This is a genomic window from Cupriavidus consociatus, assembly GCF_017814975.1.
In the GTDB taxonomy this organism is placed as follows: Bacteria; Pseudomonadota; Gammaproteobacteria; order Burkholderiales; family Burkholderiaceae; genus Cupriavidus; species Cupriavidus consociatus.
This window is the reverse complement of sequence record NZ_JAGIQA010000001.1, coordinates 331,326-346,108: the sequence shown is the minus strand read 5'-3', so window position 1 is coordinate 346,108 and position 14,783 is coordinate 331,326. Positions and strand designations below refer to the sequence as shown.

General features: G+C 67.9%; 11 protein-coding genes. All 11 read right to left on the bottom strand.

Translation table 11 applies throughout. The features are described from left to right. Window positions 1-76: 76 nt before the first annotated feature. Window positions 77-1,015, bottom strand: coding sequence for an ATP-binding cassette domain-containing protein (locus J8I82_RS01535; RefSeq protein ID WP_209754006.1), 939 nt, complete (start codon window positions 1,013-1,015; stop codon window positions 77-79). 36 nt (window positions 1,016-1,051) lie between these two features. Then, on the bottom strand, window positions 1,052-1,855 hold the full coding sequence (gene ssuC, locus J8I82_RS01530) for an aliphatic sulfonate ABC transporter permease SsuC (protein WP_209754004.1): 804 nt from the start codon (window positions 1,853-1,855) through the stop codon (window positions 1,052-1,054). 11 nt (window positions 1,856-1,866) lie between these two features. Continuing rightward, window positions 1,867-3,039 (bottom strand): FMNH2-dependent alkanesulfonate monooxygenase, encoded by a 1,173-nt coding sequence (gene ssuD / locus J8I82_RS01525; protein ID WP_209754002.1) that lies wholly within the window; start codon window positions 3,037-3,039, stop codon window positions 1,867-1,869. Between the two features lie 50 nt (window positions 3,040-3,089). After that, window positions 3,090-4,139: a sulfonate ABC transporter substrate-binding protein gene (locus tag J8I82_RS01520; RefSeq protein WP_209754000.1), complete on the bottom strand. Its 1,050-nt coding sequence runs from the start codon at window positions 4,137-4,139 to the stop codon at window positions 3,090-3,092. A 168-nt stretch (window positions 4,140-4,307) separates the two neighbouring features. Then, entirely contained in the window at window positions 4,308-4,952 is a 645-nt protein-coding gene (ssuE, locus tag J8I82_RS01515; RefSeq protein ID WP_209753998.1) for an NADPH-dependent FMN reductase, read from the bottom strand. Window positions 4,953-5,026: 74 nt separating this feature from the next. Beyond that, on the bottom strand, window positions 5,027-6,031 hold the full coding sequence (locus tag J8I82_RS01510) for a sulfate ABC transporter substrate-binding protein (RefSeq protein WP_209753996.1): 1,005 nt from the start codon (window positions 6,029-6,031) through the stop codon (window positions 5,027-5,029). Between the two features lie 419 nt (window positions 6,032-6,450). Next, entirely contained in the window at window positions 6,451-6,990 is a 540-nt protein-coding gene (locus J8I82_RS01505; protein ID WP_209753994.1) for a ferritin-like domain-containing protein, read from the bottom strand. Window positions 6,991-7,261: 271 nt separating this feature from the next. Beyond that, window positions 7,262-9,850, bottom strand: coding sequence for an ATP-dependent chaperone ClpB (gene clpB, locus J8I82_RS01500; protein WP_209753992.1), 2,589 nt, complete (start codon window positions 9,848-9,850; stop codon window positions 7,262-7,264). 200 nt (window positions 9,851-10,050) lie between these two features. Then, a complete protein-coding gene (locus J8I82_RS01495; protein ID WP_209753990.1) occupies window positions 10,051-10,923 on the bottom strand; it encodes a MaoC/PaaZ C-terminal domain-containing protein in 873 nt (290 codons plus the stop codon). After that, on the bottom strand, window positions 10,923-13,073 hold the full coding sequence (locus J8I82_RS01490) for a D-(-)-3-hydroxybutyrate oligomer hydrolase (RefSeq protein WP_209753988.1): 2,151 nt from the start codon (window positions 13,071-13,073) through the stop codon (window positions 10,923-10,925). Before J8I82_RS01490 ends, J8I82_RS01495 begins: the two co-directional genes overlap by 1 nt. 155 nt (window positions 13,074-13,228) lie before the next feature. Then, window positions 13,229-14,773: an acyl-CoA synthetase gene (locus tag J8I82_RS01485; RefSeq protein ID WP_209753986.1), complete on the bottom strand. Its 1,545-nt coding sequence runs from the start codon at window positions 14,771-14,773 to the stop codon at window positions 13,229-13,231. Between the last annotated feature and the right edge of the window lie 10 nt (window positions 14,774-14,783).

Here is a 14,783-nt window from a genome sequence, read left to right as displayed (position 1 = left end):
GTCGGGTCCCATGGTCGGGTTGTGGAAGGCAACGGCGCGCTGTCACAGCGCGCGCCTGCCTGCTCATGATAGGAGTTCAGCGGGCGGCGGCGAACCAAGATTCCGGCCTGTCGATGCGTACGCCGTCGCCGATGCGCTGCGCACGGCGCTTTGTGCACGCATCGCGGGGCGAAGAAGGCGCCGACGCTTGCCGCATCACCCGCTGCAGCACCTTTGCTTCCAGTTGCGCGAAGCCGGCGGCGCCGCGTTCGCGCGGCCGCGCCAGCGCCACGCGCTCGTCCATGGCGATGTGGCCATCCTCGATCAGCACGATGCGGTCGGCCAGTGCCACGGCCTCGGAGACGTCATGCGTCACCAGCAGCGCCGTGAAGCCAAGCCGCCGCCACAGGCCTTCGATCAATCCCTGCATCTCGATGCGCGTCAGGGCGTCGAGCGCGCCGAGCGGTTCATCGAGCAGCAACAGCTGCGGTTGATGCACCAGCGCACGGGCCAGCGCCACGCGCTGACGCTGCCCGCCGGACAACCGGGCGGGCCACGCCTGCGCGCGATCGGCCAGGCCCACCTGCGCCAGCACCCCGGCCGCTTCGCCGCGGCGTGCGCGCGGCAGGCCCAGCGCCACGTTGTCCAGCACACGCTTCCACGGCAGCAGGCGCGCGTCCTGGAACATCACACGCACGTCGGCGCCGCGCATGCGGCTGCACTTGCCCTGCGCCTGCGTGTCGCCGTCGATGGCAATGCTGCCGCCGTCGGCGCCTTCCAGCCCCGCCACCAGCCGCAGCAGCGTGCTCTTGCCGCAGCCGCTGCGCCCGACGATGGCGACAAACTCTCCCGGCGCCACGTCGAGCGCCACATCGTGCAGCACCTCGCGGCCGTCATAGCGCTTGACCACCTGGCGCAAGCGCAACGCGACGCCGCCAGTGCGGTGCGGTGCCGCCTCGTATCTGACTGTCTCGCGGCGCGCCAGGCCCGCTTCCAGTTCGGCCAGCGCGGCCTGTTCCACCGGATACATCTGCATGTCGATCTCCTTGCCGAACGCGCGGCATTGCGTGGTTCAGGCGGCCGCGTAGCCCGGGTGCCAGCGCAGCCAGTAGCGCTCCAGACCGCGCGACAGCAGGTCGGCCAGCTTGCCCAGCAGCGCATAGAGCAGGATGCCCACCAGCACCACGTCGGTTTGCAGGAATTCGCGCGCGTTCATGGTCATGTAGCCAATGCCGGATTGCGCGGAGATGGTCTCCGCGACGATCAGGATCACCCACATCAGCCCGAGCGAAAAACGCACGCCCACCAGGATCCCGGGCAATGCGCCGGGCAGGATCACTTCACGGTACAGCTGCCAGCCAGAGAGCCCGTAGCTGCGCGCCATTTCCACCAGGCCGTTGTCGACCGAGCGGATGCCGTGATACGTGTTCAGGTACACCGGGAAAAACACCCCCAGCGCCACCAGGAACAGCTTGGCGGATTCGTCGATGCCGAACCACAGGATCACCAGCGGAATCAGCGCCAGCGGCGGGATGTTGCGCACCATCTGCAGCGTGCTGTCGAGCAGCGTGGCCGCGCTGCGGAACGTGCCGGTGAGCAGCCCCAGCAGCAGGCCCAGTCCGCCGCCGATGGCAAACCCGGCCAGCGCGCGCCAGGTGCTGACGCCCACGTGCTTCCACAACTCGCCCGAACCGGCCAGCTCCCAGGCGGCCTGCAACACGGCCAGCGGGGCCGGCAGCACGCGGTTCGACAGCCAGCCGTTCTGCGAAGCCGCCTGCCACGCCACGATCAGCAGCGCGGGCACGATCCACGGTGCCACGGCGCGCGCCAGCGCGGCGCAATGCCGGCGCGGCGGCGGGAGATGCGGAGCGCTCATGCCGCCCTCCCTCAGCTTTGCGCGGCGCGCGGCACGAGGCCCGTCGCCATGACTTCGCCGAACGGGCCCGACAGCACCTTGCCCGGCAGCTTCTCTCGCACCGAGCGCGGCAGCAGCGGGAACACCAGTTCGGCAAAGCGGTAGGCTTCTTCCAGGTGCGGGTAGCCGGACAGCACGAAAGTGTCGATGCCGAGTTCTGCGTACTCGCGCATGCGCTCGGCAACGGTGTGCGGATCCCCCACCAGCGCAGTGCCCGCGCCGCCGCGCACCAGGCCGACGCCGGCCCACAGGTTGGGACTGATTTCCAGCGCCTCGCGCGTGCGGCGCGAGCGGCGGCCAGCGCCGGCATGCAGTGCGGCCATGCGGCGCTGCCCTTCCGAATCCATCCTGGCGAACACGGCCTGCGCGCGCGCCACGGTCGCGTCGTCGAGGCGGCTGATCAGGTCTTCGGCGGCGGCCCACGCGGCGGCATCGGTCTCGCGCACGATCACGTGCAGGCGGATGCCGAACCTCACCGTGCGGCCGTGCTTCGCGGCGTGACGGCGAACATCGTCCAGCTTCCGCGCCACGTCGGCCGGCGGCTCGCCCCAAGTCAGGTAGGTATCGACCTGCTCGCCCGCCAGCGCATGCGCCGGCGCCGACGAGCCGCCGAAGTACACCGGTGGATGCGGCTGCTGCAGCGGCGGATAGAGGACGCGCGCGCCCTTCACGCCAAGGTGCTTGCCCTGGTAGTCGATCTGGCCGCTGTCATGGCTGGCCGCCAGCACGTCGCGCCAGATGCGCAGGAATTCGGCCGAGGCCTCGTAGCGCTCGCCGTGGTCGAGGAACAGGCCGTCGCCCTCCAGCTCGGCGGAATCGCCGCCGGTGACGAGGTTGATCAGCAGCCGGCCATTGGAGAGCCGGTCGAAGGTTGCCGCCATCCGCGCGGCCAGCGTCGGCGCCATCAGGCCCGGGCGCACCGCGACCAGGAATTTCAGGCGCTGCGTCACGGCCGACAGCGCCGACGCCGCCACCCACGGGTCTTCGCACGAACGGCCGGTGGGGATCAGCACCCCCTCGTAGCCGAGCGTGTCGGCGGCCACGGCGACCTGCTTCATGTAGTCGAAACTGACTTCGCGCGCACCCTCTGAGGTGCCGAGGTAGCGGCTGTCGCCGTGGGTCGGGATAAACCAGAATACGTGCATGTCGTGGTCCTTGTTGTTGTGCGATGCCTTGGCGGCGCATCAGCGCTGCATCAGCGCTGCGTCAGCGCAGCGCCTGCCGTTGCGGCCTGCTGTTGCGGCACGTCCCAGCGCGCATCGGCCACCTTGACCGGCCTGGGGATCAGCTTGAGCGCGTGGAAGGCATCGGCGATGCGCTGCTGTTCAGCCAGCACGCCGGCGCTGACCGGGCGCGCGCCGTAAGAGAAGCGCGAGACAGCCAGTTCCAGCACGTCGGCAGGCAGGCCGACTTCGCCTGTCAGCACGGCGGTGGCGTCCTTCGGGTTCTTTTCGGCCCAGGTGCCCAGCGTGGCAAGTTCATCGAGGATCAGGCGCACGATCTCGGGCTTCGCCTGTGCGTAGGGACGCGACGCCAGGTAGAACTGGTGGTTGCTGACCACGTTCTTGCCATCGGCGCCACGGCCATCGGCCAGCACGCGCGCGCCCAGTTGCTTCTCGGCGGCGGCAAGGAACGGGTCCCAGATCACCCAGGCATCGACCGAGCCGCGCTCGAAGGCGGCGCGCGCATCGGCGGGCGGCAGGTACACCGGCTGGATATCGCCGTACTGCAGGCCGGCCTTCTCCAGCAGGCGCACCAGCAGGTAATGCACGTTCGAGCCCTTGTTGAAGGCCACCCGCTTGCCGCGCAGCTCGGCCACCGAACGCAGCGCCGAGCCCTTGGGCACGACGATGGCCTCGGCGGTCGGCGCCGGCGGCTCGTTGCCGACATAGACCAGCTGCGCGCCGGCGGCCTGCGCGAAGATCGGCGGGGCCTCGCCCACGGTGCCGAAGTCGACGGCGCCGACATTGAGGCCTTCCAGCAGCTGCGGACCGGCCGGGAATTCGGTCCATTTGACGGTGATGCCTTGCGGCGCCAGCCGCTTTTCCAGCGTGCCGCGCGCCTTCAGCAGCGTCAGCGTGCCGTACTTCTGGTAGCCGATGCGCAGCACCCTGGCGTCGATGTTCTTCGATTGCGCTTCGGCCCGGCCCGGCAGCAGGCCATAGGCCAGGCCAGTGGCGGCGACCAGCGCGGCGATATACAAACGGCGGCGCAGCGAGCCGGCCGGCTTGATGGTGGTGGTCATGCGATATCCTCCGTGGCCGGCACAGGGAGCCGGCGTATGTTCTGAAGTCGGACTGCGTCGAAACGCGGGCAACAAGCCGCCCTGCCTGCCCGGGTTGCCGGTGGCATGGCTGTCGGCGTTGCTGCCGCGGCGCCGGGCTGGCCGGCGCCAATGCATCAGGAATTCAGATCACGCGGTACATCGCTGCGCCACCACGGCGGCAGCGGCGGCGCGCTGCACGAAGGCGCCGGGCACAACGTCGAGCGCGTCGAGCGGGACCTCGATGCGGGCATGGGCCAGTGCGTCGCGCACGCGCAGCAGGCCTTCGTCGAGGCGGGCGGACAGCGCGGCGTCGAAGCGCGCCTGGCGCACGCCGCCGGAATCAGAGGAGGCGGAGGTTTCGATCTGCTGGTCCACGGCGAAGATACCGGGCAGGATCTGGCGCGAGCCCAGCGCGGCCAGCACCGGGCGCAGCGCATAGTCGATCGCCAGCGCATGGGCGAGGCTGCCGCCGGTGGCGATCGGCAGCACGATCTTGTCGCGCAGGCCAGCTTGCGGCAGCAGGTCCAGGAAGGCCTTGAGCAGGCCGCTGTAGGCGGCCTTGTAGACCGGCGTGGCCAGCACCACCACCTGGGCCTCGGCCACCGCGCGGGTGGCGGCGGCAATGGCGTCGTCGTCCACGCGTGCCGCCAGCAACGGACCCGCCGGCAGGTCGCGCAGGTCCAGGTGGCGGGTGCGTTCGCCGGCAGCCTCCAGCGCGGTGCGCAGGTGCGCCAGCACAAGGCCGGAGCGGGACTGGACCGACGGGCTGCCGGAGAGCGTCAGGATGGACATCGGGGCTTCCTTCTTCTGTTGGGCCGGCTCGGTGCCGGGCCGCCCCACGCGGCCCGGCCCGCCGGCCTCATGGATTATTTCTTGCCGGGTTGATAAACCTGATCGAACGAGCCGCCATCGGCGAAGTGGGTCTTCTGGGCCTTCTGCCAGCCGCCGAACACTTCATCGATGGTGAACAGCTTGACCTTGGGGAAGTTGGCCGCGTACTTGGCCGCCACCTTCTGCGAAATCGGGCGGTAGTAGTTCTTCGCGGCGATCTCCTGGCCTTCATCGGTGTACAGGAACTGCAGGTAGGCTTCGGCGGCCTTGCGCGTGCCCTTCTTGTCGACCACCTTGTCGACCACGGCGACCGGCGGCTCGGCCAGGATCGAGATCGACGGCGCGACGATCTCGAACTTGTCCGGACCCAGTTCCTTGATGGCCAGGATGGCTTCGTTTTCCCAGGCCAGCAGCACGTCGCCCAGGCCACGCTCGACGAACGTGGTGGTGGCGCCGCGCGCGCCGGAATCCAGCACCGGCACGTGCTTGAGCAGTTCGCCGACGAACTCGCGCGCCCTGGTCTCATTGCCGCCCGGCTGGCGCAGCGCATAGCCCCACGCGGCCAGGTAATTCCAGCGCGCGCCGCCCGAGGTTTTCGGGTTCGGCGTGATCACCTGCACGCCAGGCTTGACCAGGTCGCCCCAGTCCTTGATGCCCTTGGGATTGCCCTTGCGCACCAGGAACACGATGGTCGAGGTGTACGGCGCGGCGTTGTGCGGCAGGCGCTTTTGCCAGTCCGGCTTGATCAGGCCCTTCTCGGCGATGGCGTCGACGTCGTAGCCCAGCGCCAGCGTCACCACGTCAGCGTCCAGCCCGTCGATCACCGAACGGGCCTGCTTGCCGGATCCGCCATGCGACTGGCGCACGGTCACGGCATCGCCGCCCTGCGCCTTCCAGGCCTTGGCGAAGGCAGCGTTGACGTCGACGTACAGTTCGCGCGTCGGGTCGTAGGAAACGTTGAGCAGGTTGGTCGCCGAAGCGGCCTGCGCCGCGCCCAGGGCGCCCAGGACTGCCAGGCCGATGGCCAGTTTGCGGATCATTCGTGTTGCTCCCGTCTGTCGTGAATGGGCGCCATGCGCCTCTGGTTGCTTTGCCGCTGTCCGGGGCGGGCTTGTGTCAGGGGCAAGACTACCGAGGGGGCTTTCTGAACGGAACGAATGGTTTCGCCGATCCTTTACTGTTTTTTGCATAAGATCGGACGGGAATATCGGCATGCCGACATAAGGGGACGGCGGGGCGCCAGGTGGCATGAGGTGGCGCAAGCGGCACGCATAAAAGAAAACGCCCGCACCGGCTAGCCGGTGCGGGCGAAGTTTCCATTCCGGAAACGGGTAGACAAGTCATGAAGAGCGCCCCCGCATCTCCATGACAAGGCAAATGGTATCGGCTCGCCGCGGGGTCCGATTTGATCGCGGTCAAGTCGGGAACAACCCGCAGCAAATCGCCGCCGCGCAGTGCTTCAGCCGCCCTGGCGCGCCAGCAGGTCCGCCATCTCGTCGGCGTGTTCCTCTTCCACCGCCAGGATCTCTTCCATCATGCGGCGCGAAGTCGGGTCACGCTCGCCCAGGAACTTGATGATCTCGCGATAACTGTCGATCGCGATGCGCTCGGCCACCAGGTCTTCCCTGATCATCTCGGTCAGGCTGTTGCCCGGGACATATTCGGCATGCGAGCGGCTGGTGAGGCCGTCCGGCGCGAAGTCGGGCTCGCCGCCAAGCTGGACGATGCGTTCGGCGATCTGGTCGGCATGGCCCTGCTCTTCATTGGAGTGGGCCAGGAATTCTTCGGCGACGCTCTTCGAGTTCGGGCCCTGGGCCATGAAATAGTGGCGGCGATAGCGCAGCACGCAGACGATCTCGGTCGCCAGCGCGTCGTTGAGCAGCTTCAGCACGGCCTCGCGGTCGGCCGTGTAACCGGAGGTCACCGCACCCTCTTCGATATGCTGGCGAGCGCGCTCGCGCAGGGTCTTGACGTCGGTGAGGAAAGGCTTGTCGGTCATGGATTGGCTCCTGTGGGGACAGGCTGCGTGGTGGCGCAGCGCTTTGTAAGGAAACTCAACCCTTTTGCAACGCGAAAAGCGTGCCACTAGGAGATCCGCATGCAGCACGGCGGCTGGCTTCGCGGAGCAGGGTATCGCCGTGAAAATATTGCACGGCGCGGCACTCCCTTACATGTCGAGGACGGTGCGGCATAAACGGCGCGCCACGAAAAAAGGCCCTTGCGGGAATCCGCAAGGGCCTGCCTGCGACACCGGCGGCTCGGAACCGGGCTTACTGCACTGCCTGTCCGAATGTGAACGCCCCATCCACATAGTCCACCGGCACCACATCCTTTGCCGCGAACTTGCCTTCCAGGATGGCGCGCGCCACCGGGTTCTCGATCTGCTGCTGGATCGCCCGCTTGAGCGGACGCGCCCCGAACACCGGGTCGTAGCCGGCGCTGGCGATCTTCTCCAGCGCATGGTCGCTGACCTCCAGCGTCATGTCCATGCGGGCCAGGCGGGCCTGCAGGCGTTGCAGCTGGATGCGCGCGATCGACTCGATATTCTTCTGGTCGAGCGCGTGGAACACCACCACTTCATCGATCCGGTTCAGGAACTCCGGCCGGAAATGCGTGCGCACTTCCTGCCAGACCGCGCCCTTGATCGCTTCCTGCGGCTCGCCGGCCATCGACTGGATGATCTGCGAACCCAGGTTGGACGTCATCACGATCACCGTGTTCTTGAAGTCCACCGTGCGGCCCTGGCCATCGGTCAGGCGGCCGTCGTCCAGCACCTGCAGCAGCACGTTGAAGACGTCCGGGTGGGCCTTCTCGACTTCGTCGAGCAGCACCACGCTGTACGGCTTGCGGCGCACGGCCTCGGTCAGGTAGCCACCTTCCTCGTAGCCCACGTATCCCGGCGGCGCGCCGATCAGGCGGCTGACGCTGTGCTTCTCCATGAATTCGCTCATGTCGATGCGGATCAGGTGCTCTTCCGAATCGAACATGAACTCGGCCAGCGCCTTGCACAGCTCGGTCTTGCCGACACCGGTCGGGCCCAGGAACAGGAACGAGCCATAGGGCTTGTTCTCGTCCGCCAGCCCGGCACGCGAACGTCGGATGGCATCGGACACCAGCCGCACGGCTTCGTCCTGGCCCACCACGCGGTTGTGCAGGCGTTCTTCCATCTTCAGCAGCTTCTCGCGCTCGCCCTGCATCATCTTCGACACCGGGATGCCCGTCGCGCGGCTCACCACCTCGGCGATTTCCTCCGCGCCCACCTGGGTGCGCAGCAGCTTGTTAGGCTGTTTCTGCTCGCTGGCTTCGGCGTCGGTCGCGGCCTTGAGCTTGCCTTCCAGGCCCGGGAGCTTGCCGTACTGCAGTTCGGCCACCTTGTCGAGCTTGCCTTCGCGCTGCAGCCTGGAGATCTCCAGCTTGACCTTCTCGATCTCTTCCTTCAGCGCGGCCGTGCCCTGCGCGGCGCCCTTCTCGGCCTTCCAGATCTCGTCCAGGTCGGCGTATTCCTTTTCCAGGCGCGCGATCTCCTGCTCGATCAGGTCCAGGCGCTTGAGCGAGGCCTCGTCGGTCTCTTTCTTGACCGCTTCGCGCTCGATCTTGAGCTGGATGGTGCGGCGCTCGAGCTTGTCCATCGCCTCCGGCTTGGAGTCGATTTCCATCTTGATGCGCGCGGCGGCTTCGTCGATCAGGTCGATCGCCTTGTCCGGCAGAAAACGGTCGGTGATATAGCGATGCGACAGTTCCGCCGCGGCGACGATGGCCGGATCGGTGATCTCGACGCCGTGGTGCAGCTCATACTTCTCCTGCAGCCCGCGCAGGATGGCGATGGTCGCTTCCACGGTGGGCTCGTCGACCAGCACCTTCTGGAAGCGGCGCTCCAGCGCGGCATCCTTCTCGATGTACTTGCGGTATTCGTCCAGCGTGGTCGCGCCGATGCAGTGCAGCTCGCCGCGCGCCAGTGCCGGCTTGAGCATGTTGCCCGCGTCGATCGCGCCCTCGGCCTTGCCCGCGCCGACCATGGTGTGGATTTCGTCGATGAAGACGATGGTCTGTCCTTCGTCCTTGGCGACATCGTTCAGCACGGCCTTCAGGCGTTCCTCGAACTCGCCGCGGTACTTGGCGCCGGCCAGCAGGCCGGCCATGTCGAGCACCAGCACGCGCTTGTTCTTCAGGCTCTCGGGCACTTCGCCGTTGACGATGCGCTGCGCCAGCCCTTCCACGATGGCGGTCTTGCCCACGCCGGGTTCGCCGATCAGCACCGGGTTGTTCTTGGTGCGGCGCTGCAGGATCTGGATCGCGCGGCGGATCTCGTCGTCGCGGCCGATCACGGGATCGAGCTTGCCGATGCGAGCGCGCTCGGTCAGGTCGATGGTGTACTTCTTCAGCGCCTCGCGCTGGCCCTCCGCCTCGGCGCTGTTCACGGACTCGCCGCCGCGCACAGCCTGGATGGCCGCTTCCAGCGACTTGCGGTTCAGGCCGTTCTCGCGCGCGATGCGCCCGGCGTCACCCTTGTCGTCGGACACGGCAAGCAGGAACAGCTCGCTGGCGATGAACTGGTCGCCGCGCCTGAGTGCTTCTTTCTCGGTGGCGTTGAGCAGGTTCACCAGGTCGCGGCCGATCTGGACCTCGTTGGTGCCCTGCACTTGCGGCAAGCGCTTGATGGCGGCGTCCAGCGCCGCCTGCAGGCCCTGCACGTTGACGCCGGCGCGCGCCAGCAGCGCGCGGGCGGCGCCGTCGTCCTGCGACAGCAGCGCGCGCAGCACGTGCTGCGGGTCGATGTATTGGTTGTCGTTGGCCAGGGCCAGGCTTTGCGCTTCTGCCAGCGCTTCCTGGAACCGGGTGGTCAGCTTGTCAAGACGCATAGAATTCCCTCTCTCGGATAGGTCGTGTCCTGATGCGGGGGGCGCTGGCTCCGGACTTCACCGCCGGTTGCCTGGATGCCCTGCCGGACACTGGATATCCGAAAGATAAGGCTTGCTCGCGACATTTCAAGGCCGCGGCCGCACGGCGGCGAGTGCAGCAAACGATACGCCAGACAATAGGCAAATCCGCCATGAACCTGCTATGCCGCGCGGCTCTCGCTGCCCTTGTCCGCCAGGTTGCGCACCAGCACGAGCGACTCGCCCTGCACGACCACGCGGCCATCCTCGCCGGTGACCACGCTCGCCAGGTTGACCAGGTCCTTGCCGGCGCGCAGCCGCACGATGCGCACCTGCGCCGTCAGCGGCTCATCCAGCCGCGCTGCCGAGGCCAGGCGCAGCGATTGCTTCATCCAGCCAGTGCCGCGCCCCGGCAGGCGCGTGCCGAGCAGGTCCGAGAACATGCCAGCCAGCAGCGGCAGCGGCACCGCCGCCTCGCCGAACCCGTGCGCGCGGGCAAAGGCGGCGTCGGCGTGGTACGGATTGGCATCGCCGGTCAGGGCGACGTACTCGCCGATATCGGCCGCGGTGAAGGCGCGCGTGGCGCTGGCCGATTGCCCGGGGCGCAGGCCGTACAGCGCCGGATCGCCCGCGGCCTCCGCCTGCACGCCCGGCCACGATGGCAGCCGGCCCGGTGCTGCCTCGGCCAGCCACGACGATTCGCCCGCGGCCGCGACGCGCGGCGCCGCGCCGGGGATGCCCGCGCTGGCCGTGGTGCCGAAACCAGCCAGCCCCGCCTGTAGCTGCGGGACCAGCGCAAACGCCACGGCGTCGCCGACGAAGGCCGGCGTCGGGAACATCAGCGTCTGCGCCACCGGCAGCGCGGGCGCGGCTAGCTCGCGCCACGTATGGGCGCACAGCAGCGAAAACAGGAACATGCCGTGCGCCACCGTGGCACCGAAGTGCGTGCCGCGGGCAAAGGCCGGATCGCAGTGGATCGGGTTGTCGTCGCAGGACAATGCGGCGAAGCGGTCGAAATCGCGTTGCGTCAGCACGCGCGGCATGGCGTCGGTCATCAGTTGGGCACCTCTACGGTCGAAGCGTTGACGGTAATCGCATTGCCCGGCGCGGGCGTGGCGGCGATCGGCGGGACATTGGACGGCAGCAGCGTGGGCGCCGGCGAGTTGAACGTGCCACCGCGCGGCGTGGTGCGCACCACCTGCGATGGCGGCAGTGCCTTGCCGGTGGTCAGGTTGTCATAGACGGCATCGAGTGCGCGGTTCAGGTAGACATGGAGCGGCACGTAGCGGTTGCTGTAGCCCGGCACCATCCCGATCAAGGCATCGAAATGCTGGGCATTCTCCACCTCGATGTACGACAGCTTGCTGGTCACGCCCTCCTTCTGGCGGTTCAGCCCCAGGTACGGGCGCGAGGTATGGTTCACCGGCAGCAGGCCGTCGCTGCGGCCATGCACGATCACCGCCGGCTTGCCGCGCAGGTTGCCGTTGCGCAGCGTCAGCGCCTGGCCCGCCTGCAAGGCGCGCGCTGCGGCATCGGTCCCGGCCAGCAGCTTGCGCAGGCAATCGGCGCCATCGTAGTTGAGATCGGTACGGCCGTTGGATGCCGACACGGAAAACAGGTTCAGGTACGGGCCGTGCGTCGGGTCGAGGTCGTTGATCAGCTGCACCGACGGCGGCTGCGGCGGAACGCCGTTGCCGGTCGCGAACATGGACGCCAGCGCTGCGGGGGCGATCGCGGCGGGCTTCAGGTCGGTCAGCGTATTGGCGAAGCTGTAGCCGCACAGTTTGTCGGTCACGCTGGCCTGCGCGTAGGCGTTGGCATAGGTCACGGCAATCGCGGCAGCCGTGTCCAATGCAGCCAGCGACGGATGCAGGTCATCGGATTCGGACTCCCAGCCCGCTTCATGCAGCGCCTGCAGCGCGCTCACGCTTTGCTCGCTGGTATTGCTGCCGGTGACCAGACCCTTTTCCGCCAGCGTGGTGCAGCGCGCAGCGAAGAATGGCGCCATGGTCGGGTTGTCGTAGGACGGGGACTGTGTCAGCGCGGTGGTGCGCGCGGCACAGTGCTGCAGCAGGTTGGCGGTGCTGGTGTAGTCATACAGGGTGCGGCCAGAAGACGGCACCTGCATGCCGCCGCGCTGCACCACCACACCCGTATCCGGTGGCATGTTGAGGTTGGGCTCGCCCACGGCTACGCCATCGATCAACCCGTCGGCATCCTGCTCGGCCGCGGCCACCGCGGCGCCGCCCCCGTTCGACACGCTCGACGCAATCACCAGGATCTTGCCCTTGTCCATGCTGCGCTGGCGCATGCCGTTGGCGGACACCGCGCCGAAGCGGTCATTGATCGCCCAGATCGCGAACTCCACCGCCTGCAACGTGAACTTGCCCCAGTCCTTCTCCGGATTGCGCTGCGAATGCGCGTGCTTGAACGCGAGCCGGTGCGGGCTGGCGGCGGTGAAGTCCGCCAGCGACGTGGCGCCGGCGGGCGCGGCGAACTGCGCATTCTTGCCGGCGGCGGCGCGCGTGGCCCGGGTACCGTCGATCAGCGGCACGGTATCGGTATCCAGGTCGTGCGGCGCGGCACCGGTGCCCTTGTCGGTATAGGCGACCGCGCAGCCGCGCTTCAGGCCCCACTCACCGCTGGCAATGGCCCCGTAGACGCCGCGCGAACCCGACGACGTGGCGGTGATCACGCATGGCCTGGTGGTATCGAAGCCAGCCGGGATCTGCACCAGCATGGTCACGTTCTGCTGGCCCGTGCCGTCGTCCGAATACGCGAGGTATTCGACGCCCGCGACCTTGCCTTCCGACCCTGTGACATTGCCCTGTGCGTCCACGTTGGGGCCGTACAGCGAGCCATAGCCGCCCGCCGCGGTGGTATCGACGATGGCGCGGTAGTTGGCGTAGATCGCATAGCGCCGCAGTTCCGCCGCCGTCGGGGCGGTGGCATTGGCCGGCACCGGCGCGGTGGCGCTGGCGAGTCCGTCCTTGCCCAGCCCCGCGGTCAGCAGGTCGTCGCTGGTGCCGTTGTAGCTGTTGATGGTGACCGTACCGATGTATGCAGGCTTGGTGTTGGGGTTATTGCCGTTGCCATTGTTGCCATCGCCTGAGCCGCAGGCAGCGGCCAGCATCGCAGCCGCAATGGCGCACGCCGTGCGGCGCAGGTGGCCTTGTTGCAGCGGCGGAAACTGCTCGGAATGCATGTCACCCTCCTTCTGTCGCCCGTGTCGGGGCGGTAGAGACGTACGTCAATGAAGAACAGCGGAGACTGCGGACAGCGGGACTGCAAGACTGCTGGGAATGCGGGAGTGCAGGAAATGCCGGAGTGCAGGAAATGCGTATGGCGGGGCGTGGCGCGTCAGCCGGCAAACCTGGCGCGCAGCTTGTGCTTCTCTACCTTGCCCGATGGCGTGCGCGGCAAGGCGTCGACAAAGCGCACATGGCGCGGCACCTTGTAGCCGGCGAGCTGCGCCTTGCAATGGGCGACGACCTGCGCTGCATCCAGCGTGGCGCCAGCGCGCAGCACCACCAGCGCCATGCCGGTCTCGCCCCAGCGTTCGTCCGGCGTGCCGATCACGGCGGCCTCGGCCACGCCCGCAAGCTGGAACAGCACGTTTTCGACTTCGGCGGGATAGACGTTCTCGCCCCCGGAGATGTACATGTCCTTGGCGCGGTCGACGATGTAGTAGTCGCCGTCTTCGTCGCGCCAGGCGATATCGCCGGAATGCAGCCAGCCGTCGCGGATCGCGTTGGCGGTCGCCTCGGGCAGGTTCCAGTAGCCGGGGGTGACACCCGGCCCCCTGATCAGCAGTTCGCCGCGCTCGCCGGGCGCCACGTCATGGCCCAGCGGGTCGACGATGCGGGTCAGCATCGACCCCACCGGCTTGCCGATGGTGCCGATCTTGCGGCGCGCGGTGTCTTCGTCGCAGACAAAGACCGTGGGACCGGTTTCGGTCATGCCGAAGCCGAAGCAGATGGTCACGCCCTTGGCCAGGTAGGCTTCCAGCAGCGGCCCTGGCACCGGCGAGCCGCCCGCCGACATGTTGCGCACGCCGGAGAAGTCCGCTTGCGCGAAGCCGGCATGCTGGCTCAGGAACAGGTAGACCGCTGGCACCGCGAAGAACATGGTGATGCCCTCGCCCGAGTTGCGGTCGAGCCGGTCCAGCACGACCTGCGGCTCGAACTGCCGCATGATGTGCACCGTGCCGCCGGCATGCAGCACCGGGTTGGCATACAGGTTCAGGCCGCCGGTATGGAAGAACGGCAGCACGTTCAGGAACACGTCGTCGCGCGTGATCTTGTTGGCCAGCATGGCGTTGACGGCATTGAAGAACACCATGCCATAAGTCTGGATCACGCCCTTGGGCTTGCCCGTGGTGCCGGAGGTGTACAGCAGGTGCCAGAGCTCGGACTCGTCGCGGCACGGCATCTCGACGATGCGGCCCGAAGCGGCGTCGAGCACGGCTTCATATTCGGTCCAGCCACCGGGTACATCGGCCGCCTCGTCGTCGGCAAGATGCAGGACCGCGCGCAGCGGCACGGTGCGCGCCAGCTCGGCGGCCACGGCCAGGAAGCCGTCGCCGGCGACCAGCACGTCGGGCGTGCAGTCCTGCAGGATCGGCAGCAGCTCGGCTGCGGGAAGGCGCCAGTTCAGGCACACCATCACCATGCCGGCCTTGGCGCAGCCGTACAGCATCTCGAAATAGTCGGAGCTGTTGTGCGCCAGCACGGCGACGCGCGTGCCTGGTGCCAGTTGCAGGCCTTCGGCAAGGTATTCGGCGAAGCGGCTGGCGCGTTCGTCGAACTGGCGATAGGTCACCCGGCGGCCGCTTTCCACGTCCACCAGCGCGACCTTGTCTGGAGTGTGCTGCGCGTTCTTGTGCAGCCAGTCGATCACGTACATTGCGCGGGCC

Bases quoted from the DNA above. Each gene is read 5' to 3' on its own strand.
- J8I82_RS01535 (WP_209754006.1), bottom strand. From the start codon at position 1,015: ATGCAGATGTATCCGGTGGAACAGGCCGCGCTGGCCGAACTGGAAGCG.
- ssuC (WP_209754004.1), bottom strand. From the start codon at position 1,855: ATGAGCGCTCCGCATCTCCCGCCGCCGCGCCGGCATTGCGCCGCGCTG.
- ssuD (WP_209754002.1), bottom strand. From the start codon at position 3,039: ATGCACGTATTCTGGTTTATCCCGACCCACGGCGACAGCCGCTACCTC.
- J8I82_RS01520 (WP_209754000.1), bottom strand. From the start codon at position 4,139: ATGACCACCACCATCAAGCCGGCCGGCTCGCTGCGCCGCCGTTTGTAT.
- ssuE (WP_209753998.1), bottom strand. From the start codon at position 4,952: ATGTCCATCCTGACGCTCTCCGGCAGCCCGTCGGTCCAGTCCCGCTCC.
- J8I82_RS01510 (WP_209753996.1), bottom strand. From the start codon at position 6,031: ATGATCCGCAAACTGGCCATCGGCCTGGCAGTCCTGGGCGCCCTGGGC.
- J8I82_RS01505 (WP_209753994.1), bottom strand. From the start codon at position 6,990: ATGACCGACAAGCCTTTCCTCACCGACGTCAAGACCCTGCGCGAGCGC.
- clpB (WP_209753992.1), bottom strand. From the start codon at position 9,850: ATGCGTCTTGACAAGCTGACCACCCGGTTCCAGGAAGCGCTGGCAGAA.
- J8I82_RS01495 (WP_209753990.1), bottom strand. From the start codon at position 10,923: ATGACCGACGCCATGCCGCGCGTGCTGACGCAACGCGATTTCGACCGC.
- J8I82_RS01490 (WP_209753988.1), bottom strand. From the start codon at position 13,073: ATGCATTCCGAGCAGTTTCCGCCGCTGCAACAAGGCCACCTGCGCCGC.
- J8I82_RS01485 (WP_209753986.1), bottom strand. From the start codon at position 14,773: ATGTACGTGATCGACTGGCTGCACAAGAACGCGCAGCACACTCCAGAC.